General features: G+C 65.7%; 23 protein-coding genes. 19 read left to right on the forward strand and 4 right to left on the reverse strand.

All coding sequences use genetic code 11. The features are described from left to right. Positions 1-113: 113 nt before the first annotated feature. Positions 114-917, forward strand: coding sequence for a DeoR/GlpR family DNA-binding transcription regulator (locus CHB97_RS21675; RefSeq protein ID WP_089290104.1), 804 nt, complete (start codon positions 114-116; stop codon positions 915-917). 124 nt (positions 918-1,041) lie between these two features. Here CHB97_RS21675 and CHB97_RS21680 read toward each other — a convergent pair whose 3' ends face one another. After that, positions 1,042-3,084, reverse strand: coding sequence for a glycosyltransferase (locus tag CHB97_RS21680; RefSeq protein ID WP_089290105.1), 2,043 nt, complete (start codon positions 3,082-3,084; stop codon positions 1,042-1,044). A 127-nt stretch (positions 3,085-3,211) separates the two neighbouring features. Next, positions 3,212-5,866: a TonB-dependent receptor gene (locus tag CHB97_RS21685; RefSeq protein ID WP_089290106.1), complete on the reverse strand. Its 2,655-nt coding sequence runs from the start codon at positions 5,864-5,866 to the stop codon at positions 3,212-3,214. A 470-nt stretch (positions 5,867-6,336) separates the two neighbouring features. Between CHB97_RS21685 and bchI the strand changes: the two genes are divergently transcribed. Genes bchI through CHB97_RS26540 form a run of 6 tightly spaced genes read left to right on the forward strand, consistent with a single transcriptional unit; the run spans position 6,337 to position 12,899 of the window. Then, positions 6,337-7,371 carry a magnesium chelatase ATPase subunit I gene (gene bchI / locus CHB97_RS21690; protein ID WP_089290107.1) on the forward strand — a complete coding sequence of 345 codons (1,035 nt, stop codon included), beginning with the start codon at positions 6,337-6,339 and terminating at the stop codon, positions 7,369-7,371. Beyond that, the gene (locus tag CHB97_RS21695; RefSeq protein WP_143271124.1) at positions 7,358-9,154 is read left to right on the forward strand and encodes a VWA domain-containing protein; all 1,797 of its coding nucleotides are present in this window, start codon (positions 7,358-7,360) and stop codon (positions 9,152-9,154) included. The genes bchI and CHB97_RS21695 overlap by 14 nt, the downstream gene beginning before the upstream one ends. After that, a complete protein-coding gene (gene bchO / locus CHB97_RS21700; protein WP_089290109.1) occupies positions 9,151-10,053 on the forward strand; it encodes an alpha/beta fold hydrolase BchO in 903 nt (300 codons plus the stop codon). Before CHB97_RS21695 ends, bchO begins: the two co-directional genes overlap by 4 nt. Further along, entirely contained in the window at positions 10,050-11,612 is a 1,563-nt protein-coding gene (locus tag CHB97_RS21705; protein WP_089290110.1) for a phytoene desaturase, read from the forward strand. Before bchO ends, CHB97_RS21705 begins: the two co-directional genes overlap by 4 nt. Then, positions 11,609-12,757 (forward strand): phytoene/squalene synthase family protein, encoded by a 1,149-nt coding sequence (locus CHB97_RS21710; protein ID WP_244559656.1) that lies wholly within the window; start codon positions 11,609-11,611, stop codon positions 12,755-12,757. Before CHB97_RS21705 ends, CHB97_RS21710 begins: the two co-directional genes overlap by 4 nt. Beyond that, a complete protein-coding gene (locus CHB97_RS26540) occupies positions 12,750-12,899 on the forward strand; it encodes a hypothetical protein (protein WP_160106139.1) in 150 nt (49 codons plus the stop codon). Before CHB97_RS21710 ends, CHB97_RS26540 begins: the two co-directional genes overlap by 8 nt. 2 nt (positions 12,900-12,901) lie before the next feature. On the opposite strand, the gene CHB97_RS21715 is transcribed toward CHB97_RS26540, so the two are convergent. After that, positions 12,902-13,645 (reverse strand): carotenoid 1,2-hydratase, encoded by a 744-nt coding sequence (locus CHB97_RS21715; protein WP_244559657.1) that lies wholly within the window; start codon positions 13,643-13,645, stop codon positions 12,902-12,904. Positions 13,646-13,767: 122 nt separating this feature from the next. Next, positions 13,768-15,345: a 1-hydroxycarotenoid 3,4-desaturase CrtD gene (gene crtD / locus CHB97_RS21720; RefSeq protein ID WP_089290112.1), complete on the reverse strand. Its 1,578-nt coding sequence runs from the start codon at positions 15,343-15,345 to the stop codon at positions 13,768-13,770. A 102-nt stretch (positions 15,346-15,447) separates the two neighbouring features. Between crtD and CHB97_RS21725 the strand changes: the two genes are divergently transcribed. The 12 genes from CHB97_RS21725 (at position 15,448) to pufC (ending at position 26,415) form a co-directional block, all read left to right on the forward strand. Further along, a complete protein-coding gene (locus CHB97_RS21725; protein ID WP_089290113.1) occupies positions 15,448-16,317 on the forward strand; it encodes a polyprenyl synthetase family protein in 870 nt (289 codons plus the stop codon). A gap of 8 nt (positions 16,318-16,325) precedes the next feature. Beyond that, positions 16,326-17,489, forward strand: a complete 1,164-nt coding sequence (locus tag CHB97_RS21730; protein WP_200820068.1) for a methyltransferase — start codon at positions 16,326-16,328, stop codon at positions 17,487-17,489. A 109-nt stretch (positions 17,490-17,598) separates the two neighbouring features. Beyond that, positions 17,599-18,537, forward strand: a complete 939-nt coding sequence (gene bchC, locus CHB97_RS21735) for a chlorophyll synthesis pathway protein BchC (protein WP_089290114.1) — start codon at positions 17,599-17,601, stop codon at positions 18,535-18,537. 35 nt (positions 18,538-18,572) lie between these two features. Next, on the forward strand, positions 18,573-19,544 hold the full coding sequence (locus tag CHB97_RS21740; RefSeq protein ID WP_089290155.1) for a chlorophyllide a reductase iron protein subunit X: 972 nt from the start codon (positions 18,573-18,575) through the stop codon (positions 19,542-19,544). A 13-nt stretch (positions 19,545-19,557) separates the two neighbouring features. Further along, a complete protein-coding gene (gene bchY, locus CHB97_RS21745) occupies positions 19,558-21,102 on the forward strand; it encodes a chlorophyllide a reductase subunit Y (protein WP_089290115.1) in 1,545 nt (514 codons plus the stop codon). Next, on the forward strand, positions 21,096-22,547 hold the full coding sequence (bchZ, locus tag CHB97_RS21750; protein WP_089290116.1) for a chlorophyllide a reductase subunit Z: 1,452 nt from the start codon (positions 21,096-21,098) through the stop codon (positions 22,545-22,547). Before bchY ends, bchZ begins: the two co-directional genes overlap by 7 nt. A 45-nt stretch (positions 22,548-22,592) precedes the next feature. Continuing rightward, complete coding sequence (locus CHB97_RS21755) at positions 22,593-22,826, forward strand: hypothetical protein (protein WP_089290117.1); 234 nt, start codon at positions 22,593-22,595, stop codon at positions 22,824-22,826. A 116-nt stretch (positions 22,827-22,942) separates the two neighbouring features. After that, entirely contained in the window at positions 22,943-23,164 is a 222-nt protein-coding gene (gene pufB / locus CHB97_RS21760; RefSeq protein ID WP_089290118.1) for a light-harvesting antenna LH1, beta subunit, read from the forward strand. Positions 23,165-23,175: 11 nt separating this feature from the next. Further along, positions 23,176-23,373, forward strand: coding sequence for a light-harvesting antenna LH1, alpha subunit (pufA, locus tag CHB97_RS21765; RefSeq protein WP_089290119.1), 198 nt, complete (start codon positions 23,176-23,178; stop codon positions 23,371-23,373). 113 nt (positions 23,374-23,486) lie between these two features. Continuing rightward, complete coding sequence (gene pufL, locus CHB97_RS21770) at positions 23,487-24,332, forward strand: photosynthetic reaction center subunit L (protein ID WP_089290120.1); 846 nt, start codon at positions 23,487-23,489, stop codon at positions 24,330-24,332. Positions 24,333-24,346: 14 nt separating this feature from the next. Beyond that, entirely contained in the window at positions 24,347-25,321 is a 975-nt protein-coding gene (pufM, locus tag CHB97_RS21775; protein WP_089290121.1) for a photosynthetic reaction center subunit M, read from the forward strand. Then, entirely contained in the window at positions 25,318-26,415 is a 1,098-nt protein-coding gene (gene pufC, locus CHB97_RS21780) for a photosynthetic reaction center cytochrome PufC (RefSeq protein WP_089290122.1), read from the forward strand. Before pufM ends, pufC begins: the two co-directional genes overlap by 4 nt. The last annotated feature ends 207 nt before the right edge of the window (positions 26,416-26,622 follow it).

Below are 26,622 nucleotides of genomic sequence, written 5' to 3' on the forward strand. Positions count from 1 at the left end.
AACGAACACTAACCGCGCCTGATGACAGCCGCGTGACAAATTGTGAGATTTATGTGGTTGTGTGTGGGATTTTGTGACTTTATCACCCTAACTAATGTGGGTATCATGTGCCTATGACTGAGATCGACACGCTGGACAGCAAGAGCGGCGCGCGGCCCATCCAGGTCGCGCGGCTCACCTCCTTGATGAAACTGCTGGGGGAACGGGGCCATTGCTCCGTTGCCGAACTGGCGGTGCATTTCGATGTGTCGGAGGAAACGATCCGACGCGACATCCGCCAGCTGGAGCGGACGGGACGGGTGCAGAAGACCCATGGCGGCGTCTCCATCCCCAGCAGTGAGCTGGAGGCACCCTATCGCATTCGCCTGCGCGAACAGGCAGATGCCAAGCAGCGCATCGCCCAGCACGCCGCCCGTATGGTGACGGAAGGGATGACCCTGCTGCTGGATTCCGGCACCACCTGCCTCTGGCTGGCGCGGGCACTGGCGGGTTTCCGTGACCTGACCATCATCAGCAACAGCATGGAAGTGGCGCATGAGGTGCTGGGCCGGCCCGGCCAGCGCCTGTTCGTCGCCGGCGGCCCGATCAAGCCGGATTACCATGCCGCCTTCGGGCCGGAGGCCATCGCCTTTTGCCGGCGTTTCGTGCCAGATATCACCATCCTGTCGATGGGGGCAATTGATGCCGCCTGCGGCTTTCTGGATTTCGATGCCGACGAGGCGACCTTCAAACGCGCCATCCTGGACCGCTCCCGCCGCGTCGTCGTGTTGGCCGATTCGACGAAATTCACCAAGCCCGGCTTCATCCAGGTGGCGGATTTCGCCGAGGTGAAGACGCTCTATACCGACGCCCAGCCCCCCGCCGCCATCCGCGAGGCAGCGCAAGCCAGCGGGATGACGGTTGAGGTGGCGGAGTAATCGGCGGGGTGGCCTGCCCGGCGCTCATGCGCCGTTAAGCCAAGCTGCCGGAGGCAGCGCCCAGCGCGTAAGGGAACGCGAAATCTCCTTTGATCGATCACGATCAAAGGAGATTGGAACGATATCAGCGATCCCCTTCCGCCTGCTTGGCGGCAATATAGGGATAAGCGTTCAGGATATGGGCGGGCCGCACCGGCCCGCCGCTCAGCACCCGCAGGATGTCGGAAACATATTGAGCGGCGATGATGACGGTGGCGGCCGCCATCTCCTCCGCAGCGATATCCTGGGGCCGTGCCAGGGGCAGCCCCAGCAGTTCCCCCCGGCGCTCACTGTCCAGGAATCCCTGCAGGCGGGGGCGAATGGTTGGCGGCAAACACGCCCGCACCAAGGCCCCCCCCTGCCCCGCGCCATAGAGCCAGATCGGCCCCGTTCCCGGCAAAGCCGCGAAATCCGCTGCCCGCCAGAGGAAGGGGATACTGGCCGCCAGGGCCGGATCAAGATCGTTCAGCCCGGTCAGGCGCGGCGGACGTTCCGACCCCTGATCCGATGGTTCAGGCCAGGGCAGCAGACAGCCCAGCTGCCCGGCTGCAAAAGGGGGCGGCCGCAGCAGGCGCAGGCTGGGCACGGGGATTTCCTGCACCGGTCCCCGCGCAGCCAGCGCGGGTGCGAGGTTGAGCGCCAGTTCCAGCCAATCCCCCGGCAGTTCACCCAGTTCCCGCAGCCGCACCACCCGGCACCCCAGGCCTGCCGCGTGCAGCCAGGCGCGTTCCCCCTGGCGGTCTGCCGGGATGGTCAGGGGCGGGGGTGGTGGCAGGGTGCGGTCTTCCGCCGGATCGATGGGAAAGCCCTGATCCACCGTGTCGCGCGGCCAGAGGCCGGCCGCCAGCGCCGCCCCCGCTTTCCCGGTCGCCCGCAGCAGCCCTGCCAGATGGCCGGGATGCCATTCCACCCCCGCCGGCAGGATGGCCAGCATCTCCACCCCCGCCAACGCCGCCACCAGACCGGGCAGCCCCACCGGCCCATCCAGCAACCGCAGCGACAGCCCGGCGGGGATGCTGGCCGGGGCGTCCCCCGCCGGCAGCAGGGCGGTGACCGCCAGCCCCTGCCCCGCCTGGGCGGCAAGTTGCGCCAGCCGGCTGTCCAGCTCCCCGCCCGGTGGCAGCAGCACCGCCACCGTGGATGGTTGGGCCGGCACGGGCCGTCGCTGCAGGTCCGCCAGCAGATCGGGCAGCGGTTCCAACAGCACCTCCAGGCAGAGGGCGCGGTTGAAAATATCCTGTGCCGCCGCGGCCATGGCGCGGGCCTGCACCGGGTGGGTTTCTATCCAGGCCACCCGGTCCAGGATCGCGGCGGCCAAGGCCGCTTCCCCGCCAACAGGGTCAACATAAAGAACCGTGTCACCGAACCATTGTTCGATGAAGGGGTGGCGGTCGGCGATGATGACGGCACCGGCCGCCGCCAGTTCAAACACCCGCATGTTGGGCACCGCCGCCTCCCGGTGCGCCGGCAGATGCAGGCACAGCCCCATGCCCCAATGATGGGCGGCGGCGATCACGGCACTTCCATCAAAGGGCAACGACCCCTGATAGGCGTCCGGCAGATGCGACCAGCGGTCGGCCGTGCCATGCAAGGCCAGTACCCCCGCCGCCGCCAACCGGCCCAGCACCTGCGGATAGCGCCGACCATCCCAGTTGGAGCCGACATAGAACAGCCGGCTCTGCGGTCCCAGATTGGGCGCCAGGGTGGAGCGGGGGGAGCTGACATGGAAGGGCAGCACCGGCGGATCGCGCCCCACCAGCGCCATCCGCGCGGCCAGATGCGCCGCCAGTCCGGGGCCGGAGACCAGATAGGCATCATGGCTCAGCTCAAACGCGCGACCATGGTGAAAGGCGGTGGCGCTGCCGGCTTCGATCAGGGAAGGCGGGTTCCAGTAACAGGCCAGCCAGGGATGCGCCGTCAGCTTGGGCGTGGCCTGCGGATGCAGGCAAAGCACGGCATCCGGATCCATCGCTGCCACATCAGCGGCCCGGCTGTGGATGGCTGCCTGCCAGCCCAGCCCGGCCATGGCACGGCCCAGACGCAACGCCAGTTCCCGTTCGGCCAGCGGCTGGGCCGGGTCGAACGGGTTGAACAATGCCAGGCGCGGCCCTTTGCTATGCCCGGTCATGACTCAGCGGCCCGCCTGACGGCATCGCCGATCCTGGTTTCTGATCACCACACGCCCAGCCATGCCGCCTCACCGCCGCTGCAACACCCCGGTCCGATACCGTCCGCCCGGTTTTACCATGACCGCTTTACCATGAAACGCGCAGGGAAAGCTCCAGGCTGCGGCCCGGCAGGGTGCGGGCGGTGATCAGGCTGCCATTGCGGCTGGCCAGAATTTCCCCGCTATTGGCATCGCCCTGCATCACGGCCAGCGCATTGGTCAGATTGCTGGCCCGCAGGGCGACTTCCACGCCATCAGCCGGGCGCAGCACCGCGCCGCCCCCCAGAACCTGCGCCCCAGGCAATGGCAGGCTGTTGGCATCATCGCCATAGCGACGCCCCAGATAGCGCCAGTCGCCCTGCAACGTCAGCACCCCATCCCAGAACAGAAGCTGCGGACGGAGACCCAGCATGGCCCGGGGAATACGGCGTGGCAGATTGCCATTATAATCCTGAACACGCTGCCCCCCGCGGGATAGCGGCTGGCGAAACAGGTAATGGCCGAACCTGGCATCCTGCAAGGTGGCATCGGCGGACAGATCGAACCAGGGGACCGGCTGCCAGTCGCCCTCCAGCTCCAGCCCCAGGGTGCGGGCATTGGCGTTCAGGGTGCGGCGGACCAGCCGGCCGGCATCATCGCCATATTGGTCGCTGAAGGCGATGTTGCGGAAATCATTCCAGAACAGGGTGGCATTCAGGCTGATCCGCCCTGCCCCCGCCAGCGGCCCGCGATGGTTCAAGCCCAGTTCGCACTGCCGGACATGCTGCACCCCCACCCCCGGTGGGTTGACATCATTGCGGAAATTGCCCGGCCCCGGCATACGGAACGTATAGGTGCCGCGCGCGAACAGGCCGGTTTGCGGCGACAGCCGATGCATCAGCCCGGCGGAAAGGGCGGTGGCGGCAAAATGCCGGCCAAAGCCATCGGCCCCGCCGGTTCCCTGCACCACCGCATCATCCGCCAGGGTGCCGGCATCCCCCAGATCAACCAGGCGCACCTGCTCCACCGCGCCGTCAAAGCCCAACCTTTCATGCCGCAGCCCGCCATCCAGCCGCCAGCCGGGGGCAAAGCGCCATTCGTCGGCCAGATAGACGGCCAGCGTACCGCTGCGTCCGTCCGTATGTTCATAGGTGGCAAGCGGGTTCAACACCCCGCCATCGGTTGCCCGGCCCAGAATGCCGCCATCACCGGCACGGGCCAGCACATCCAGCAGGCGCGGCGCATCCCGGGCCTCCACCAGGGCACTGGCGATGCGGCGGTGATAATCGAAGCGGGTGCCGGCAGCATAAATCCCGACGGTCAGATCATGCCCCCGGTCGCCGTCACCGGTACGATGACCCAGCGACAGGTCCAGCACGCCTTCCCGGATGGCGATGTTGGCCAAGGTCGGGCTGACGCGGGCCACCAGCCGGGCGGGATCGGCCGCCGCCCCATCGCCGGCATAGACCAAGGCCCAGCCCGCCTGGCCCGCAAAGGGGGTGGGCAGACCGGCCAGAAAATCCGCCCCGGTCATGGGCGGACCGGCCGAGGCGATGGAATAACGGTCGGTAGCCGAGCGGCGCAGCCGCGCCTTCAGTGACAATCTTGTCGTTCCGTCCAGCGCCTGATCCCATAACAGGGTGCCGGCGGTCAGCCGGTTGATATTGTTACGGCCAAAGGGCACCAGCTCGCCCTGGTCCACCCAGCCTTTCAAGGCAAGCTGGGATAAATCCGGCCCGAACCAGCTGCCATAAAGCGGGTCGAACCCTTCCAGGGGCCGCACCTTCCCCCCCTCCAGCCGCAACGGAAAGGAGGAGGTGTTGAAGGTGCGGTCATCCAGCCGGCGCAGATTGAAACGCAGCGTCCCGCCTTCCAGCGGATGGGAAAGGGAAAGCCGTACCTGCCCGCCCTGCAGCGGCGCGACATGGTCGCGCACGCCGGCATCACGCGACCAGAAGCCGCCCAGCGCCGCCGACCAGCCTTCCTCGCCCTCCGCCACCGACAGCGGGCCGGCAATCTGCGCATCCAGCCGGCGCAGATGCCGGTCCGACAGGGTGAGAGCAGCGCTGGCACCGGCTTGATCGGCCGGGCGGGTGATCAGGTTCAAGGTGCCGCCCAGCGCCCCGCTGGCGAAGAGGGAGGCCGGGCCGCCCCGGACATAATCGCTGCGGATGATCGTATCATCCAGCCGGAAGAACTGGTCGACATCGGCCCAGGGCAGGCTGACATCCTGCTGTACCGGCAGACCATCCTCCAGCACGGCAATCCCGCTATAGCCATCCAGCGGGATGCCGCGTGCCCGGATGGTATTGGCCGCCACCCCGGCCGAGGTATCGGCCCAGATGCCGGGAATGCCCACCAGCAGGGCCGATCCCCCTGAAGAGCGGGGGATGCGGCCCAGCTCATCCAGACCACGCGATGACAGGGAATAGGAGAGATCAAGCCGATCCTGCATCCGGCTGCCCCGCCGGCCGGTCACCACCAGTTCCGGCATGGTCTCCATGACCCGCAGGGGGCGGGGGGCGGCCGCCGCAGCGCCCCGGCGCTGCGCCGGCTCCACGGGCAAGACCAGAATGCCGCCGGCATCCAGCAGGCAGGAGAGACCAGTCGGTCGGCAGAGCCGGTCCAGCGCATCCGCCAGGGTCAGGGCGCCGGAAACAGCCGGCGCCTGTCGCCCGGCCACATCGGCCGGACGCATCACCAGGGCCAGCCCCTTAGCGGCGGCCAGCCGATCCAAAGATTGCTCCAGCAGGCCGGCGGGCAAGGAAGGTAGCGGGGGTTCCGCCGCGCGCGCCAACGGGGAACCCAATGCCAGGGCGAGCCCCAGGCAAAGATGAACCCGAACAATGGCAACCCGGAGGGGCATCGGCGGCAGACAATCGGCTGGTCAAAGGCCGGCGACTATAGGCGCCGAAGCGTGACAGTTCCGTGGCGCCGCCCCTGCGGTGGCGGAAGACCGGGGCTGCCCAACGGCGCGGGCCGGGGCGATACGCTGGCACGGCTCACCGGAAACTTGCAGGGCCCAGCCGCAGACTCACGACATGCAGAGGCGGCTGGGCCACCGTCAGGATAGGCAAGGCTTGGCCAGACGGCAGTGGTCACCCCCGCCGCCGGGCTGGTACCGGCGGGGCCGTTCGGGATAATCCCCATCACGCCCCCTGTGTCAATTTCCCCTTCATAAAACCCGGCAGAAGTGTCAATATAAATTGACACTTTTCAAGGGAAGCGCGTGCGATGTCGAAGCCGTTTCCATTCGCCGCCATCGTTGGCCAGGAGGATATGAAGAAAGCCCTGTTGCTGGCGGCGGTGGAACCGTTGCTGGGCGGGGTGCTGGTGATGGGGGACCGGGGGACCGGCAAATCAACCGCCGTGCGGGCGCTGGCCGAATTGCTGCCCAAGATCGAAACGCGCAGTGGCTGCCGCTATAATTGCCCGCCCGGCGACCCCCAGCCGGCCTGTGCCCGCTGTTGCACCACCGGCACGGGAAGGCCGGCGCTGGTGAAGATCCGCACGCCCATGGTCGATCTGCCGCTGGGGGCGACGGAGGACCGGGTTTGCGGCGCCCTGGATATTGAAAAGGCGCTGGTGGCCGGCGAACGGGCCTTCGAACCGGGGCTGCTGGCCGCCGCCAACCGGGGTTTCCTTTACATCGACGAGGTGAACCTGCTGGAGGATCATCTGGTCGATCTGCTGCTGGATGCGGCGGCATCGGGCGTGAATGTGGTGGAGCGGGAGGGGTTGAGCATCCGCCACGCCGCCCGCTTCGTGCTGGTCGGCAGCGGCAACCCGGAAGAGGGTGACCTGCGCCCGCAATTGCTGGACCGGTTCGGCCTGTCGGTGGAGGTCCGCACCATTATGGACCTGAAATTGCGGATAGAGGTGATCCGCCGCCGCGATGCCTATGAAAGCGATCCTGACGGTTTCGTGGCGGCCTGGGCCAAGCAGGATGCCGCCATCGGCGGCCAGGTGGTGGCGGCCCGCAAAATCCTGAAACAGGTGGCGATGCCGGACGCCATCCTGTTCCGCCTGTCACAGCTTTGTATGCGGCTGGGGATTGACGGGATGCGGGGGGAATTGACCCTGATGCGGGCCGGGCGCGCCGCCGCCGCGCTGGATGGGCGCATGGTGGTGGAGTGGAACGATATTGAGGAGGTGGCACCCATGGTGCTGTGCCACCGGCTGCGCCGCGACCCGATGGACGAGGCCGGCACCACCCCGCGCATTGAACGCGCCTTGGCGGCCCTGGATGCCGGGCATGGTCATGCCTGACGGGACCACCACCTGCCCCGACATGCAGCAGCAGAGCGAGGATCGCTGGCGCGATGCCATCCTGGCCGCCCATATCCTGGCGGTGGGTGGGGCCGATATTGGCGGCCTGTGGCTGACAGCGCGGGCATCGGGGGTCCGTGACCATTTTCTGGATCAGTTGGGACGGATCACCCAGGCCACGCCGACACTGAAACTACCGCCCGGTGCCACGGCAGCGGCCCTGTGCGGCCATCTGGATATGAGCCGTTCACTGAAGACGGGCCGCCTCATCTGGGACAGCGGCATTCTGGCCGCCGCCCATGGCGGTATCCTGCTGATCCCCATGGCGGAACGGCTGGAGGCGGGGGCGGCGGCCATCATTGCGGCGGCGATGGATACAGGAACCTGCCCAGCCCTTCGCCCGAGCGCTGAGGGGGGGCAGCAACCCAGCCGCTTCGCCGTGGTGGCATTGGACGAGGCCGCCGAGCCGGAGGAGATGCTGCCCGCCTGCCTTTCCGACCGTTTGGGCCTGCATATCTGCCTGGATGGCGTTACCTTGCGAACCATCCGCGCCATGCCCTTGGGCGCGCCCCCTGCCCCACCGGTTGATTGGCGATCCGTCTGCCTGGATGATGGGATGCTGGAACAGCTTTGTGGCATCGCCAGTGCGACCGGTCACGGCTCCCTGCGGGCGTTGCAGCATCTGTCAAAGGTGGCGCGCCTCCATGCCGCCCTTGATGGGCGGGGGACTGCCGGGGTGGCGGATGCTGTGGCGGCCCTGCGGCTTTGCCTGGGCATCCGGTTGGAGCATCGCCAGACCCAACCCGAACAGCCCACCCCTGCCGCCACCCCGGATCAACCGCCCTCTGCCGGCGGCGGGGAGGGCGAAGGGGAGAGCGGCGGGCTGGACTGCCTGACCGAACTGCTGACCGCCATCGAACAGGGTACCGTGGACGGCCTGTCCCTGTCGGTCAGCGAACGGGCGGCCCGACAGGGCAAAAAGACCGGCAAGGGCGGGGCGGCCACCCGCCATGCACGGCGGGGCCGACCCGTCGGCAGCAGCAGCACGCCACCCTTCCCCGATGCCAGGCCCGATCTGGTGGAAACCCTGCGCGCCGCCGCCCCCTGGCAGCAGCTGCGCGCACGCCTGTATCAGGCCCGCACCGGGGCGGAACCGACCCATCCGTTGATCCGGAAAGAAGATTTCCGTTATCGCCGGCGGCGGCACCAGCAGCCATCCACCGCCATCTTCGTGGTGGATGCCTCAGGCTCAACCGCGCTGGAACGGTTGGGTGAAACCAAGGGGGCCATCGAACAATTGCTGGCCACCTGCTATGTCCGCCGGGACGAGGTGTCATTGATCGCCTTCCGGGGCAAGACGGCGGAAATCCTGATGCCGCCGACCCGGTCGCTGGTGGCCGCCAAGCGCAAACTGTCCGCCCTGCCCGGCGGCGGGCCGACGCCGCTGGCGTCCGGTCTGGAACGGGGGCTGGAGATGGCGCTGGCCGCCCGCCGCCGGGGCAGCACCCCCATCGTGGTGGTGATGACCGATGGCAGCGGCAATATTGCCCTGGATGGCACGGCCGACCGTGCGCTGGCCGGGCGGCAGGCGGAGAGCATCGCCCGGCTCTATCGCGCCAACGGGCTGAAATGCCTCTGTATCGATATTGCCCGCCGCCCGCGTGACAGCGTGGCCACTCTGGCGGGGCTGCTGGGGGCGGAGCTGCATTTGCTGCGTCAGGCAAACGCCGCCCATATGTCGGAAATTGTCCGCGCCTCCATGCATCGGGGGGTGCCAGCATGATCGGCAGCTGGCTGGATTGGGACAGGGATGGACGCGACTGGCCCCACCGGTCGGCCAGCCGCTTTGTCTCCACCGCCGGGATAGGCTGGCATGTGCAGGAAATGGGGCCGGCGGACGCGCCGGTATTGCTGCTGCTGCACGGCACCGGCGCTTCCAGCCATTCCTGGCGGCATCTGCTGCCCCTTTTGTCGGGGGCTTATCGGATCGTGGCACCCGATCTGCCGTGCCATGGTTTCAGCCGCCCCCAGGGCTGGCCGGACCTGTCGCTGGCCGGCATGACCGGGGCCATCCAGTCCTTGATTGCGCTGCTGGGCATCGCACCCACCACCATTATCGGCCATTCGGCGGGGGCGGCTATCGCCGTGTCGCTGGGTGCCAAGCCCGCCGCCCAGACCAAACCGCTGGTGATTGGCATCAATGGGGCCTTCCGGCCGATCCGGGGGGAGCGGGTCTTCTCCCCCCTGGCCAAGGCCTTGTTCGCCGCCCCCCTGTCGGCCAGCCTGTTCGCCCTGGTGGCGCGGGGCGGCTGGTTTGGGGATAATCTGCTGACCGCCACCGGATCGCCCATCGACCCGGCGGGGGCGGGGCTGTACCGGCGGCTGCTCACCGCGTCCGGCCATGTGCGCGGGGCCTTGGGCATGATGGCGGCCTGGGATCTGACACGGTTCGATGCGCTGCTGTCTGCCCTGCCCCAGCCGCCGGTGCTGATCGCCGCGAAGGATGACCCGATGGTCCCCTGTGGTGACAGCCGCCACGCGGCGACCGTTGCGCGCGGCGCCAGCCTGACGCTGGTGGATCGCGGCGGGCATCTGCTGCATGAATGCCGCGCCGATCTGGTGGCGGGGTTGATCACGGATGCGCTGCGGGCGCGCCCCGCCAACCGGGTGGATGCGGCATGAACATAATCACCCCCCATCTCCGGCCCGACGCCCAGGCCCCCGATCCCGCCCGGCCCCAGGCGATTATCATCGGGGCCGGTGTGGGCGGCCTGTCCACCGGGGCGCTGCTGGCGGCGCGGGGCTATGGCGTCACCATCATCGACCCGCTGGATGCGCCGGGCGGGCGGGCCTATGCCCATCGCCAGGATGGTTTCATCTTCGATGCTGGCCCCACCATCATCACCGCCCCCTGGATGTTTGAGGATCTGTGGCGCGATTGCGGCGGGCGGCTGGCCGATGATGTGGCGCTTCGGCCCTGCAACCCGTTTTACAAAATCCGCTTCGATGATGGTGCCTGGTTCAACTATTCCGGCGACCCGGCGGCGATGGCGGCAGAGGTGGCGCGCTTCAACACCGCCGATGTCGCAGGCTATCAAAGCTTCATGGCGGAAAGCCGCCGCATTTACGACGTCGCCTTTGAGCAACTGGCCGATCAGCCCTTCCACAGCCTGGGCTTCACCGCCCACACCCTGGCATCGCTGGCCCGGCTGGGGGGCTATCGCTCTGTTTATGCGGTTGTTTCAAAGCATTTCCGCGATGAACGGCTGCGCACCATCTTCTCTTTCCATCCGCTGCTGATCGGCGGCAACCCTTTCTCCGCCACCTCCTTTTACTGCCTGATCGCGCATCTGGAGAGCCGGTATGGCGTGCATTACGCCATGGGCGGCACCAACGCGCTGGTGCAGGGGATTGCCGGGCTGGTTCGCCGCCATGGCGGGGTGATCCGGCTGGGCGAAACCGTGGAAACCATCCTGACGGCGGGACGCCGGGCCACCGGCGTGCGGCTGGCGTCGGGGGAGATTGTGCCGGCGGACATCGTCATCTCCAACGCCGATCCGGCCACCACCTATGGCAAGCTGCTGCGCCATCATCCCAGGCGGCGCTGGACCGATGCGAAGATTGCGCGGGGCGATTATTCAATGGGGCTGTTCGTCTGGTATTTCGGCACCAACCGGCGGTACAAGGATGTGTATCACCATACCATGCTGTTCGGGCCGCGATACCGGGGCCTGCTGGATGATATTTTCCGCCATCAGCATCTGGCCGATGATTTCAGCCTTTATCTGCACCGCCCCAGCGCCGTGGACCCCACGGTTGCACCCGCTGGCGGCGATGCGTTTTATGTACTGAGCCCCGTTCCCCATCTGGGCAGCGGCACGGATTGGCAGGCGATGGCGGAACCCTATCGCCAGCGGATCGCAGCCTATCTGTCCCGCACCCTGCTGCCCGATCTGGAACGCCATATTGTTACCTCCAAGCTGGCGACGCCGCTGGATTTCCGTGACCGGCTGCTCTCCTGGCAGGGGGCCGCCTTCGCGCTGGAACCCAAGCTGCTGCAAAGCGCCTGGTTCCGCCCGCATAATCGCAGTGAGGAATTGGACAACCTGTTCCTCTGCGGGGCCGGCACCCATCCCGGTGCCGGCTTGCCGGGGGTGCTGTCATCCGCGCGGATCGTTAATGGGCTGGTGCCGGATGCCGCCGCCTGCATCCGCCAGCACAGGGGGAGGCATCAACCATGATGGACGCGCTTGAATGCAGTCATGACAGTCCGCGCCGCACCCCACGCCGGACGGTGGCAATGAATTACGGCTTCACCGGTGATGCAATCGACTTGGATGATTGCACCGCCGCCATCCGGCGCGGGTCGAAATCGTTTCATATCGCGTCGCTGCTGTTGCCGCGCGGCACGCGGCAGGCGGCCCATGCGCTCTATGCTTTCTGTCGGCATTCCGATGATGTGATTGATGATCCGGCCCGCCGGCCCGATGCGCTGCACCGGCTGCGGCAGCGGTTGGACCGGATTTATGCGGGTGCCCCTTGCGACCATGCCTGTGACCGCGCCTTTGCCCGGATCGTGCAGAATTATGCCATCCCCAAAACCATCCCGCTGTCCCTGCTGGACGGGTTCGCCATGGATATGGCAGGTCGGCAGTACCAGACCATCGCGGCGGTGAAAGAATATGCGGCGCGCGTGGCCGCCACCGTTGGCCTGATGATGTCACTGGTGATGCGGGCCGGCGATGGCTGGACGCTGGCCCGCGCGGCCGATCTGGGGCTGGCCATGCAATTGACCAACATCGCCCGCGATGTGGGGGAGGATGCACGCCAGGGCCGGCTTTACCTGCCGCTGGACTGGTTGCGCGAAGCGGGGATCGACGGGGACACCTTTCTGCGCGATCCACACTTCACCCCGGCCCTGGGCGGGGTGGTGAAACGGCTGCTGGATGAGGCTGACCGGCATTACCGATTGGGCCATGCCGGGATTGCCCAACTGCCCGGCAACTGCCGCCACGCCATCCGCACCGCCGCCCTGACCTATCAGGATATCGGGCGCAGCATTGCCCGCAACGGCTATGACACCATTTCCCGCCGCGCGCGCACCAGCCTGCCGCGCAAGCTTTCCCTGGTGCTGCGCGCCGTCCGGCCTGTGGAACTGTCCTTGGAAGGGGTGGGTACGGCCCCGCCCGATCCCGCTGTGTCAGAGCTGGTGGCCGCCGCCGCCGAAGCCTTCGCCCTGGTGGAGGGCCAGCGCCGGGCCCTGGCGCGATCAGGCTCCCCCTTGGAGCGGGTAGCCCTGATCATGATCGAAATCCAGCAGCGCCAGCGCGACGACCAACGCCAGCAGCGCTTGGCGCGCTGGCAGAAGGTGGCGCGCCTTGTTTGAACGCTATTTCGGGCTGATCGAGGCAGGTTTTGTCTTCGGCCTCGCCATTGCCTTTTACATCTGGCAGCGGCGCGATCTGCGCCGCTATGAACAGCAGGACCGGGAAGCGCGGGAAAAGAAATCGGACAACACGCCCCCCTGATGTCAGGGATAGCGGCCCCGCCGAGGCATCCGGAAAGGCAGCATCAGCCGCACCAGCGGGTTGGATAGTCGGCGGCAATCCAGCGTTTCATGCACCATGGTCAGGCGCTGACCCTGCAACGACGTCTCAATGCAGGCGCGGGTGTAGAAGGGGGAATCTTCCAGCCGTGTCAGCAAGCGGGGGATGCCCGCCGCATCACAGGCAACCCCGCTGCACACCCCCCAGAAGCCGCGCGGCAGGGTCTGCCGGGCGGGAAGATTGATGATCTCCGGTGCCGCCTGACCGCTGTATCGCAGGGCCAAGCGGCGGTGGGCACCGCTGCGCAAAGTGGCATCATAGAGGATGATGGTGTCCTCCCCTGCCCCGCCAAGCCCCCGCGCCCAATCCCAGCCGATGAAATCCTGTTCAATCGGACGGTTGCCAAAATTCATGTCGTGATAGGCCGGCCCGCACCAGCCACCGCCCGGCAGGGCGTCGCAGGTGATGGTGGCCCTGGCCCGTGGCATTCGGGGGCACCAGACATGCCGGCCAGCCCCATCCAGATCGACAGAATGGTCACTGGCAATATCCGCCACCAGTTCCACCCGGCCCGACACGCGGCCCGGCCACAGGCGCTGCCCCGGCCAGGGCAGTGCCGTTTCACTGAAATCAATCACCAGCCGGCCATCCTGCATCACCATACGGCTGGGACCGATGCGCAGATGCTGCGGCCCCCGTTCCAGGCTGCCCTGACCCCGTTCCGTCATGCACCAGATATGGCCGTGGGGGCCATAAAGCGCGACGTTGAAGGCGAGATGATTTTCAGGCCGCCCCCGCCCCGACCAATGATAATAGGGGGAGAAGACCGACCCGATGAAGGCGATGATGGTCAGCGCGTATTGTCCGCAATCGCTGACCGCATCAGCATACCACCAGTGATAGCCACCGGGCGGGACCGGCCGGTCAAAGCCCGGTCCGTCAGCAAACGCTCCGCCGCGATCTTGCCCGACAGGGCCGCCATCGGCACCCCCGGCCCCGGATGCACACTGCCCCCGGCCAGATACAAGCCCCGGATCGGCCCCTGGGCGGAGGGCCGCCGGAAGGAGGCCATCGCGCCATGCGACGCCATCCCGTACAGCGCCCCGCCCGTGGCCGGGAACAGCCGGTTGAAACCATCCGGTCCCGTGACCGACATGGCCTGTCTGTCGAACGGCAGGGTCAGCCCGTTGCGGGCCAGACGGCGTTCCATCGTGGACAGGCATCGGTCGATCTCGCTTTCCGAATAGGCGCGGCTGTCGCCGTCCGCCGGCATGTTCATCAGGCTGTAAAGCCGCTCCCCCTTGCCGGTGGCTGGCCCGCACAGGGCCCCCATATCCGTCCGGTCCTGGGCGCAGATATAGATGGTGGGATCATCCGGCGGGCGGCGGTGTCGCTGAAGGGCATCGAACTCCGCCGCATAATCGTCGGAGAAAAACACCGTATGATGGGCCAACGGCACCCCGCACGGCCGGGCCGGACCACAGGCAACCAGGGCCGACAGGGATCGCTGGGCCACGGGCCGGCCCGGTTGTCTGGTGGAACCCAGCAGCGGGGCCAAGGCGGCAATATCGCCATTGAAGATCACCGAACCGGCGCGGAGCTGGCGTTGCTGATCGGTGGTGACACCGGCAACGGCCCGGCCCGACCGGTCCTTGTTGATGGCGATGATCTTCTCCCCAAAGCAGAACACCACCCCCATAGCCTGGGCCAATTCCATCAGCCGCTGCGCCAGCCTGTTCATGCCGCCATCGACGATCCACACGCCCGCCTGTTCCACATGCGCGACCAGCATCAATGTCGCCGGCGCCAGAAAGGGGGAGGAGCCGCAATAGGTGGCATAACGCCCGAACAATTGCCGCAGTCGCGGATCAGCGAAATAGCCCGACAGGGCTGACCACAGGCTGCTGTAAGGCTTCAGCGCCAGCAGCGCCCCCGGCCGATGCAGCCCGATCCGGGCCGACAGTGACAGTGGGTTGGGCCGGGGGGCATCGATAAAGCTGCGCTCCAGCAACTGATAGACGCGGGCACTGTCGGCGGCAAAGCGCTGGAAACCGGCCGCCGCTGCCGCCCCGGCAAAATCCCCGATGGCGTCACGGGTCCGGTCCTGATCGGCGAACAGATCCAGCCGGGTGCCCCCCTGCCAGTAATGCCGGGCCAAAAGATCAGATCGCGTCAACCGCACTTCGCTGTCCAGCGTGGTGCCGCAGCGGGCCAACAGCGCATCGAAGACCCATTTCATGGTCAGCACCGTGGGGCCGGCATCGAATTGCTGCCCGCCGGCCGTCACCTGACGCAGCTTGCCGCCCGGCCCCGCCGCCGCCTCCACCACCATCACCGGCACGCCGGCGCTGGCCAGCACCAGGGCGGCCGACAGGCCACCCATCCCGGCACCCACGATCACAACGCTATCGTCGCTTCCCCCCGCCACACGCCCCCCTGCTGCATTGACTTTCCATTTTTGTGTGTCAATTTATGTTTACACATTTTGTCGTCAAATAGAATTGACATTTAAGTGTGAGGAGGCCGCCCCATGGATTTGCCTGAGCGCATTGAAACCGGCTTGCAGCTTGCCCTGCGGCTTGCCACCGCCAATGGCTGCCCGCCCTTATTGGCCAAGGGGATGCGCCACGCGGTGTTTCCTGGTGGGGCGCGCATCCGCCCCCGGCTCTGTCTGGCGGTGGCCATGGCCTGCGGCGACCCTGACCCACAGGCGGCCACTGCCGCAGCGGTGGCGATTGAGCTGCTGCACTGTGCCTCCCTGGTGCATGACGACATGCCCTGTTTTGACAATGCGGCGACCCGCCGGGGCCAGAGCGCTGTGCATGTCGAATATGGGGAGGAAATCGCCCTGCTGGTGGGCGATGGGTTGATTGTGGCGGCGTTTGAAACCCTGGCGCGGGAAACGCTGCACGCGCCAAGGCTGACCGCACCGCTGGTAGCCACCATCGCCAAGGCGGTGGGTTCCCCCTATGGGCTGGTCGCCGGTCAGGCTTGGGAGAGCGAGGCTGAGATTGACATCGTGCAATATCACCGCGCCAAGACGGCATCGCTGTTTGCCGGGGCCGTTTCCACCGGTGCGCTGGCGGCCGGCGGCAATCCGCAGGATTGGCTGACCTTGGCCGATGCGCTGGGATCCGCCTATCAGGTGGCTGACGATCTTTATGACGCGATGGGCCTGACCGGCAGCATGGGCAAGCCCGTCGGCCAGGACGGGCGGAATGGCAAACCCAACATCGCCCTGTCGCTGGGCATTGCCGGCACGTTGAAGCATCTGCGCACCCTGGTGGAAACAGCCGCCGACAGCGTGCCCGACTGCGCCGGGCGGGAGACCTTCCGCGCCATGATCCGCCATGAGGCGGTGCGGCTGATGCCGAAGACGCTTTCTGTCAACGCTGCTTGACACGGGACATGTCGACGCGGCTCCCCCATGCCGACGCTGTGCCCGTGGCGGGGATGGCGGCGCTGCCGCTTCGCCTGCGGCTGCGGCTCTGGCGCAACCGGCTTGTGGCATCGCCCGGTTTTCGCCGGTTGATCGCGCGGCTGCCGCTGCTGCGCGCCATCGGCAATCGCAAGGCGAACGACCTGTTCCGCCTGACCGGTGGGTTCATCTTCTCCCAGGTGCTGCTGGCCGGGGTGCGGCTGGGCTTGTATGAGGCTTTGGCGGGCGCACCGGCGACAACCGCCCTTCTGGCCACCCGGCTTGGCGTGCCGGAGGCCCGGTTGCGGGTGCTGCTGCGCGCCAATGGCTCCCTCGGCCTGCTGGTGGAGGCGGCCCCCGACCTCTGGCTGCTGGATGATGCCGGCGTGATCCTGGCGGCCGACCGGGGGCTGGCGGCCATGGTGCTGCACCACGCCATGCTGTACCGCGATCTGACCGAACCCGACCGGCTGCTGCGTGACGGTGCCGCACAGACGGAGCTGCGGCACTATTGGGCCTATGTGCGGGAGATGGGACAGCAAGGCCCCGACGCGGCGGCGGTGGAGGGCTATTCCCTGCTGATGCGGGAAAGCCAGACCATGATGGCTGACTGCATCCTGGCCAGCCATGATTTCAGCCAATACCAAACCCTGCTGGATGTGGGTGGTGGGGATGGCGCCTTTCTGGCCGCAGCAGCGGCGGCCCATCCCCGCCTGTCACTCTGCCTTTTCGACCTTCCCGCTGTCGCAGAACGGGCCGCCCGCCATCTGACAGGGCTGGGGCTGGCGGAGCGAACCCATATCCATGGCGGTGATTTCACCCGCGACCGGCTTCCGGCGGCGGCTGATTGCGTCACCCTGGTCCGGGTGCTGTGCGATCATGACGATTCGCGGGTGGCGGCCATTCTGGCCAACCTTCACCGCTCCCTGCGTCCCAGCACCAGGCTGGTGGTGGCAGAGGCGATGGATGGCCCGGCGGAAGGGGCCCGGCTCTCCGCCGCCTATTTCGGGCTTTACTTCCTGGCCATGGGATCGGGGCGCTGCCGCAGCGCGCGGGAGATTGCCGATCTGCTGTCAACCGCCGGCTTTCATTCAATCCGTACCGTGGCCACCGCGAACCCGCTGATCGCCACCCTGGTCACCGCAAAGCGGTAACGGCCATCCCCTGCACGGTTAAAAAGTGTAAATATTGATTGACAGTTTGATGTGTCAACTTAATATGACACTCGCGTAATCAGAAGCCATGCCTTGGGGAGTTGCCCGGATGTACGCGTCGGCAATCGTGTTTGAGAGACCGGGGGAAGTCGCCGTTCAGCGGCTGGCCCTCCACGCTCCCGGCCCCGCCGACTTGGTGGTCGACACCCTTGTCAGTGGTGTTTCCACCGGTACGGAAAAGATGCTGTTCCAGGGCACCATGCCCCGGTTTCCCGGCATGGCCTATCCACTGGTCCCCGGCTATGAAACGGTGGGCCGGGTGGTACAGGCGGGCCCGGCCGCCGGCCATCTTGTGGGGGAAACAGTCTTTGTCCCCGGTGCCAGTTGTTATGCCGATGCGGCGGGCCTGTTCGGGGCCAACGCCTCGCAATTGATCGTCCCCGGCGCACGGGTGTTCAAGATCGCCGAGGCACTGGCAGAAAACGGGGTTTTGCTGGCCCTGGCGGCAACGGCCCATCACGCGGTAAGGCGCGCCGAGGGGCCTGTCGGTCTGGTGGTGGGCCATGGTGTGCTGGGCCGCCTGATCACACGCATGGTGATGGCGCTGGGTTTCCCAGCGCCCACAGTTTGGGAAACGGCGGCCGCGCGCCGCACAGGTGCCAGCCTCTATGGGGTGATGGATCCAAAGGATGACCGGGACAGCCGGTACGACACCGCCATCGATGCCAGCGGGGATGCCGGTGCCATTGACGGCATCATCGACCGGCTGCGCAAACCGGGGGAACTGGTCCTTGCCGGCTTCTATGGGGAGCGGGTGGGGTACGCCTTCGCACCCGCCTTCATGCGGGAACTGACGGTTTCCATCGCGGCGGAATTCCGCCCGAAAGATGTGCACGCCGTCATCGAACTGGTGGAAGCCGGGCGCCTGTCGCTTGACGGGCTGCTGACCCACCGGGCCGCCCCGAAAGACGCATCGTCTGCTTACCAAACCGCATTCAACGACCCCGGCTGCCTGAAAATGGTGATCGACTGGAGGAACGCCGCATGAGCCTTGATCTGGACGTCCGCAGCAGCCCGAAACAGATGAGCCGGCGCCTGCGCGAAGAAGCGGCGATTGAACCCGATGCGCCGCACACCGGCAAAGTCAGCAAGGAAACCCAGATCATCGCCATCTATGGCAAGGGCGGCATCGGCAAGAGCTTCACGCTGGCCAACCTGTCTTACATGCTGGCGCAACTGGGCAAGAAGGTGCTGCTGATCGGCTGCGATCCGAAAAGCGACACCACCTCCCTGCTGTTCGGCGGGCGTGCCTGCCCGACCATCATCCAGACGGCATCCCGCCGCAAGGAAGCCGGCCAGGAGGTTTCCATCTCCGATGTCTGCTTCAAGCGCGATGGCGTCTTCGCCATGGAGTTGGGGGGGCCGGAAGTGGGCCGGGGCTGCGGCGGTCGCGGCATCATCCATGGGTTTGAGACGCTGGAAAAGCTGGGGTTCCACGAATGGGACTTCGACTATGTGCTGCTGGATTTCCTGGGCGATGTGGTCTGCGGCGGCTTCGGCCTGCCGATTGCGCGCGACATGTGCCAGAAGGTGGTGGTCGTTGGCTCCAACGATCTGCAATCGCTCTATGTCGCCAATAATGTCTGCTCGGCGGTGAAGTATTTCCGCAATCTGGGCGGCAATGTCGGCGTGGCGGGTCTGGTCATCAACAAGGATGACGGCACCGGGGAAGCCCAGGCCTTCGCCGATGCCGTGGGCATCCCGGTGCTGGCCTCCATCCCGCAGGATGAGGATATCCGCCGCAAGAGCGCCAATTACCAGATCATCGGCACCCCCGATAATCGTTGGGGTCCCCTGTTTGAGGCGCTGTCGATCAATCTGGCGGAAGCCCCGCCGGTGCTGCCGCGCCCGCTGGATCAAGATGGTTTGCTGGGCCTGTTCGATGCCAGCCAGACCGGCGGCACTTTCCAGCTTGTGCCGGCCACGCCGGAAGATATGTGCCCTGCGGGCGCGCTGAAACGCGCCTCGCTAGAAGTCATCTACGACCGGGTCTAGGGGGCACGCAACCATGGATGACCACCACACCCTTTTCACAGCGGAAACAGCCGGCAGTGACGGCGGAGAACAGACCGTCGGAGCCGGGTGCCATGGTGGCGTCGAACTGTCGCGTGCCGCCGCCCGTGCGGCTGGCAATGATGAAGTAATGGACCGGCTGGAACGCGATTACCCCAAGGGGCCGCATGACCAGCCGCAATCCATGTGCCCCGCCTTCGGGTCGCTGCGGGTGGGCCTGCGGATGCGGCGGGTTGGCACCATCCTGTCGGGATCGGCCTGCTGCGTCTATGGCCTGACCTTCACCTCGCATTTCTATGGTGCGAAACGCTCCGTCGGCTATGTGCCGTTCAGTTCCGAAACGCTGGTCACCGGCAAACTATATGAGGATATCGTCGAAGCCGTGCATCTGATGGCCGATCCGGGCCGGTTTGATGCGCTGATCGTCACCAATCTCTGCGTGCCGACCGCCTCTGGCGTGCCGCTGAAAATGCTGCCGAAGGAGATAGATGGAGTCCGTATCATCGGCATCGATGTGCCGGGCTTTGGCGTACCCACCCATGCGGAGGCCAAGGATGTGCTGTCGGGTGCCATGCTGGCCTATGCGCGGCAGGAGGCAGAGGCCGGGCCGGTGCAAAGGCCACGGGCCGGGCTGAAGGACAAGCCGACCGTCACCCTGGTGGGCGAAATGTTCCCCGCCGACCCGGTGGTGATCGGCAATATGCTGGACCCGATGGGGCTGGCGGTGGGGCCCAGCATTCCGGTGCGGGAATGGCGCGATCTTTATGGCGCGCTGGATTGTGCCGCCGTGGCGGCCATCCATCCCTTCTACACCGCCAGTTTCCGCGAATTCACCGCCGCCGGGCGGCCCATCGTTGGTTCCGCCCCCATCGGGCTGGATGGCACCGATGCCTGGCTGTCCGCCATCGGCCAGCGCTGTGGCGTAGGCCAAGCCCGGATCGACCAGACACGCAACGCCATGCGCGGGGCCATTTCCGCCGGGCTGGCGGCCAACCGCATCAAGGGCCGGATTACGCTGTCGGGTTATGAGGGCTCCGAACTGTTGGTTGGGCGGCTGCTGGTGGAGTTGGGTGCCGACCTGCGCTATGTCGGCACAGCCTGCCCCAAGACGCCCTATAACACTGAAGATGCGGAATGGCTGGCGGCCAAGGGTGTGATCGTCCGTTTCCGCGCCTCCCTGGAACAGGATCTGGCAGCCTTTGCGGAATTCAAACCCGATCTGGCCATCGGCACCACGCCCGTGGTGCAGAAGGCCAAGGAGGCGGCAACGCCTGCCCTCTATTTCACTAACCTGATTTCCGCCCGCCCCCTGATGGGGCCAGCGGGGCCGGGATCGCTGCCGTCGGTCATCAACACCGCCATCGCCAACAAGCCGCGCTTTGATGCCATGAACGCCTTTTTCGAAGGGGTGGGCACGGGTGACGCCGCCGGCATCTGGGAAGAGGTGCCGCCGGACCGCAGCGCCTTCCGCCGGAAATACGCGGCCAAGACCAACCAATCGCGCAATGCGGTCGAGAATGGAGATAGCGTCGGATGCTGATCCTCGACCATGACAGGGCCGGCGGCTATTGGGGCAGCGTCTATGCCTTTACCGCCATCAAGGGGCTGCAGGTCATCATCGATGGCCCGGTGGGCTGCGAGAACCTGCCCGTCACCTCCGTGCTGCACTATACCGACGCCCTGCCCCCGCATGAGCTGCCCATCGTGGTCAGCGGCCTGTCGGAAGATGAGCTGGGCCGCCACGGCACCGAAGGGGCGATGAAACGCGCGCGGCTGGCGCTGGACCCCAGCCTGCCCGCCGTCGTCGTCACCGGATCGATTGCGGAGATGATCGGCGGCGGCGTCACGCCGGAAGGGTCGAACATCGTCCGCTTCCTGCCGCGCACCATTGATGAGGATCAGTGGCAGAGTGCCGACCGCGCCCTGAAATGGCTATGGACGGAATTCGGGCCCAAGGGTGGCAAGGTGCCGGCCCCCCGCCGCCGTCCGGAGGGGGCCAAGCCCCGCGTCAATATCATCGGCCCGATCTATGGCACCTACAACATGCCGTCGGACCTGGCCGAAATCCGCCGGCTGGTGGAGGGGCTGGGGGCCGAGGTGAACATGGTCTTCCCGCTGGGAAGCCATGTGGACGATGTGCGCAAGCTGGCCGATGCCGATGCCAATATTTGCCTGTACCGGGAATTCGGCCGTTTGCTCTGCGAAAGCCTGGACCGGCCCTATCTGCAGGCCCCCATCGGCATCCATTCCACCACCGCCTTCCTGCGCCAGTTGGGGGAAATACTGGGGCTGGACCCGGAACCCTTCATCACCCGCGAAAAGCACACGACGCTGAAACCGCTCTGGGATCTCTGGCGCTCGGTGACGCAGGATTTCTTCGGCACGGCCAGCTTCGCCGTGGTGGCGGGGGAGACCTATACGCGCGGGGTACGCCATTTCCTGGAAGAGGAAATGGGATTGCCCTGCGCCTTCGCGGTACAGCGCAAGCCGGGCGTCAAGACCGACAATGATGCGGTCCAGGACCTGCTGACCGGCAAACCGCCGATGATCATGTTCGGATCGTTCAACGAGCGCATGTACATGGCCGAACGCGGTCAGCGCGGCAAGTTCATCCAGCTCTCCTATCCCGGTGCCATTGTCCGTCGCCATACCGGTACGCCGGTCATGGGCTATTCAGGGGCGACCTGGATGATCCAGGAGGTCTGCAACGCCCTGTTCGACATGCTGTTCGACATCCTGCCCCGGGCGGGGGAGTTGGACGCCATCGAGCCGACCACCACACGCGCCGGCAGCGCCCTGCCCTGGTCGACGGACGCCCAGGCGCTGCTGGAACGCCAGATCAGCGCCGAGCCGGTTCTGGTGCGTATTTCTGCGGCCAAGCGCCTGCGCGAAGCCGCCGAACGGGAAGCGCGCCAGGACGGCGCGCACGAGGTCTCACCGCGTCACCTGACGGGGGCCGCACGGCCCAGCAGGGTGAACGCATAGGACGCAACCAAAATGCCGCCCGATGACGGCAGCAGGGAGGACAGAATGACGTTCAGCATCCGGCACAGTGCGGTAGATGACGCCCGCCGGCACCGCCAGTTTGAACGCGTGGAGATGCAGCTCCTCTTCCTGATCTCCTATCCGCTCTGCCTGATCGCAGCGATGACGGGCCGGCTTGCCCTGCATGTCAGCCGCCGCCGCACCCGCCCGGCGCAATCCGTCTTTGCCGAGGCCCGCGCATCGGTCCATGCCGCCATTGGTTACGCGTTCAACGTGTAACTGTCGCCTTGCCGGTGTTCTCGACACCGACAAAAGCCCGGCCGCACCGCCACAAGGGTGCTGCCGGAACCCGGCCGCGGGGGTGCCGCGGCGTTCGAGACGAGGAGGTGGATTTGATGGCTGACTCATCAAACGTCTCACTTTCGGGTCTGACCGAAAGCGAAGCCCGCGAGTTCCATTCGCTCTTCATCCAAGGCTTCCTGATCTTCACGGCGATCGCCATCGTCGCGCATGTTCTGGTCTGGATGTGGCGCCCATGGATACCGGGGCCGAACGGTTATGCCTCTCTGGAGAGCATCAACCAGACGGCCCAGGCAGTTCTGCCAATGATCGGTTAGGGGGAAGCGACATGTGGAGAATCTGGCTGTTGTTCGATCCGCGCAAGGCGCTGGTCGCACTTTCCGTGTTTCTGTTCACGCTCGCCATCCTGATCCATTTCATTCTGTTGAGCACTGACCGGTTCAACTGGCTGGAGGGCAAGCCCCTCAAGACCAGCGCCATCGAACAGTCGCTCTCTCAGGATGCGGATCACCGGCTCGTCGGCTGAAGCAAAAGACGGCAGCAGGCGTGGCCGGCAACGGCCCGCCCGCCGCCAACGCTCAACCACAGACATCGCCAACTGGATCACCAACTGGCTGGCCGCTGCGGGAGGATACGTACATGGCGCTGCTCAGTTTTGAACGCAAATATCGCGTGCGCGGTGGCACGCTGATTGGCGGTGATCTGTTCGACTTTTGGGTCGGGCCCTTTTATGTCGGGTTCTTCGGTGTCACCACCGCCTTCTTCGCCGCCTTGGGCACGGCCCTTATTCTTTACGGGGCCGCCATCGGCCCCACCTGGAACATCTGGCAGATTTCCATCGCCCCGCCGGACCTCTCCTATGGGCTGGCGCTGGCACCCCTGAAACAGGGGGGGCTCTGGCAGATCATCACTGTCTGCGCGCTGGGGGCCTTCATCTCCTGGGCGCTGCGGGAGGTGGAAATCTGCCGCAAGCTGGGCATCGGCTATCACGTGCCCTTTGCCTTTTCCTTCGCCATTTTCGCCTATGCCACGCTGGTGGTGTTTCGCCCGCTGCTGCTGGGGGCCTGGGGCAATGGTTTCCCCTATGGCATTTTCAGCCATCTGGATTGGGTGTCGAACGTCGGCTATCAGTATCTGCATTTCCATTACAACCCGGCGCATATGATCGCCGTGTCGTTCTTCTTCACCACCACCTTTGCCCTGTCGCTGCATGGCGGCCTGATCCTGTCCGCCGCCAATCCCGGCGCGGCATTGGACGAGCCGGGCCAGCAGGCCGAGGTGAAGACGCCGGAATATGAAGACACCTTCTTCCGCGACATTATCGGCTATTCCATCGGCACGCTGGGCATCCACCGTCTGGGCCTGATCCTGGCGCTGAATGCCGGATTCTGGAGTGCCGTCTGCATCATTATCAGCGGCCCCTTCTGGAACAAGGGCTGGCCCCAATGGTGGAGCTGGTGGCTTGAACTTCCGATCTGGCGCTGAGGGAGGGTTGAGCGATGACACAATATCAAAACATCATCACCCCGATCCAGATCAGCGGCCCCATCGAAGAAGGGATGCCGCTGCCCCGGGGGGACGGCAAGCGCACCGGCAAGCCCTTCTTCGTGCGGCTGTTCGGCATGATCGGCAATGCCCAGATCGGCCCGATCTATCTGGGCTATCTGGGCACCCTGTCGCTGGTTTTCGGCTTTATCGCGTTTGAGATCATCGGTCTCAACATGTTCGCCTCGGTCGGCTGGAACCCGATTGAGTTCGTGCGCCAGCTTTTCTGGCTGGGGCTGGAACCGCCGGCGGCCAAATATGGCTTGAAGGTGCTGCCACCGCTGGCCGAAGGCGGTTGGTGGCTGATGGCCGGCTTCTTCCTCACCCTGTCGGTGCTGCTCTGGTGGGTGCGGGTTTATCGCCGGGCCCGGCAATTGGAAATGGGCACCCATGTTGCCTGGGCCTTTGCCTCGGCCATCTGGCTGTTTCTGGTGCTGGGCTTCATCCGGCCCTTGCTGATGGGCAATTTCTCCGAAGCGGTGCCGTTCGGCATCTTCCCGCATCTGGATTGGACGGCGGCTTTCTCCATCCGTTACGGCAATCTCTATTACAATCCGTTCCACTGCCTTTCCATCGTCTTCCTTTATGGTTCTGTCCTGCTGTTTGCCATGCATGGCGCGACCATTCTGGCGGTTGGCAAATATGGCGGGGAGCGGGAGCTGGAACAGATCACCGATCGCGGCACCGCCTCTGAACGCGCCGCCCTGTTCTGGCGCTGGACGATGGGGTTCAACGCGACGATGGAATCCATCCATCGCTGGGCCTGGTGGTTCGCCATCCTGACCCCGCTGACGGGCGGTATCGGCATCCTGTTGACTGGCACCGTGGTGGATAACTGGTACCTGTGGGGTGTCAACCACGGGCTTGTGTCACCGCTGCCCGCGATGTGGCCTGGCGTTGTCGATCCGGCCCAGGGAGGGGCACCATGAAACTCTGGCTACCATTCGCCGCCTCTGCCGGCGCTCTGCTGACCATCGCCAGTTTCGTCGGTGCCGGCTGGGATGCCCCACCGGTGGCAAGCGAACAGATCGGCTTTCGCGGTACCGGTATGGTTCATCACCGGGACATTGAAAGCGAAGCGGCCCTGCGGCAGGCCAATGTGGTGCCCCAGGCCCCCTGGCAGGCCGATCCAGCGGGCGACAAGGCCGGGACGCTGTATCAGAATGTGCAGGTGCTGGGCGATCTGTCCGACGACCAGTTCAACCAGTTCATGGCCTCCATCACCGAATGGGTGGCACCGGAAACCGGCTGTAATTACTGCCATAACCCGGAAAACATGGCGTCGGACGAGATCTATCAGAAGGTTGTCGCCCGCCGCATGATCCAGATGACCCAGGCGATCAATGTCGACTGGAAACCCCATGTCGCGGAAACCGGCGTCACCTGTTACACCTGTCATCGCGGCAAGCATATTCCCGCCGCCATCTGGTCGGCCAGCCTGGAACCCAAGCCAGCCGGCAACATGACGCAGAACCGGCAGGGTCAGAATGTCGTTGCCGATTATGCTGGCAAAAGCTCCCTGCCGCAGAATGCGCTGATGGATTATCTGCTGGGGGATCAGCCGATCCGGGTGCATTCCACCACCGCCCTGCCCACCGGCACCAACCATGCCGGCACCAAGGAAACAGAGCACACCTGGGCGCTGATGATGCATATGTCGGAATCGCTGGGGGTGAACTGTGTCACCTGCCACAATTCCCGCGCCTTCAATGACTGGGACCAGAGCCCGCCGCAGCGGGTGACCGCCTGGCATGGCATTAAAATGGCCCGTTACCTGAATACCAATTACATGGAAGGTTTGACCCCCGTTTTCCCGGCCAACCGCAAGGGGCCGGAAGGGGATGTGCTGAAGATCGGCTGTGCGACCTGCCATAATGGCGTGCAGAAGCCGCTTTATGGTGTGTCCATGCTGAAGGACTATGTGGCGGCCATGACGGTCAAAGGATCGACCGAGGTGCCGGATTTCACGACCTATGTTCCCGGTAAAACCCAGGTTCTGGGTGGCCCACCGCCGACGCAGTAATGGGGTGGGGTGGTATAAGGAAGAGGCCGGGGGAGCGATGATGCTCCCCCGGCCTCTTCCTTTCCCATGGTGCATGACATCGGTTTTTAATTTTGAAAATTTTTATTAATTTCAATTCTTTACATGATTTAGCTTCTACATAGCCGTCACCCCGGCGAAGGCCGGGGTGACGATTCTAATGCATTGATTTTAAATAAAAATCGTGGA

It is taken from the genome of Azospirillum sp. RU38E, assembly GCF_900188385.1.
Classification (GTDB): Bacteria; Pseudomonadota; Alphaproteobacteria; order Azospirillales; family Azospirillaceae; genus Niveispirillum.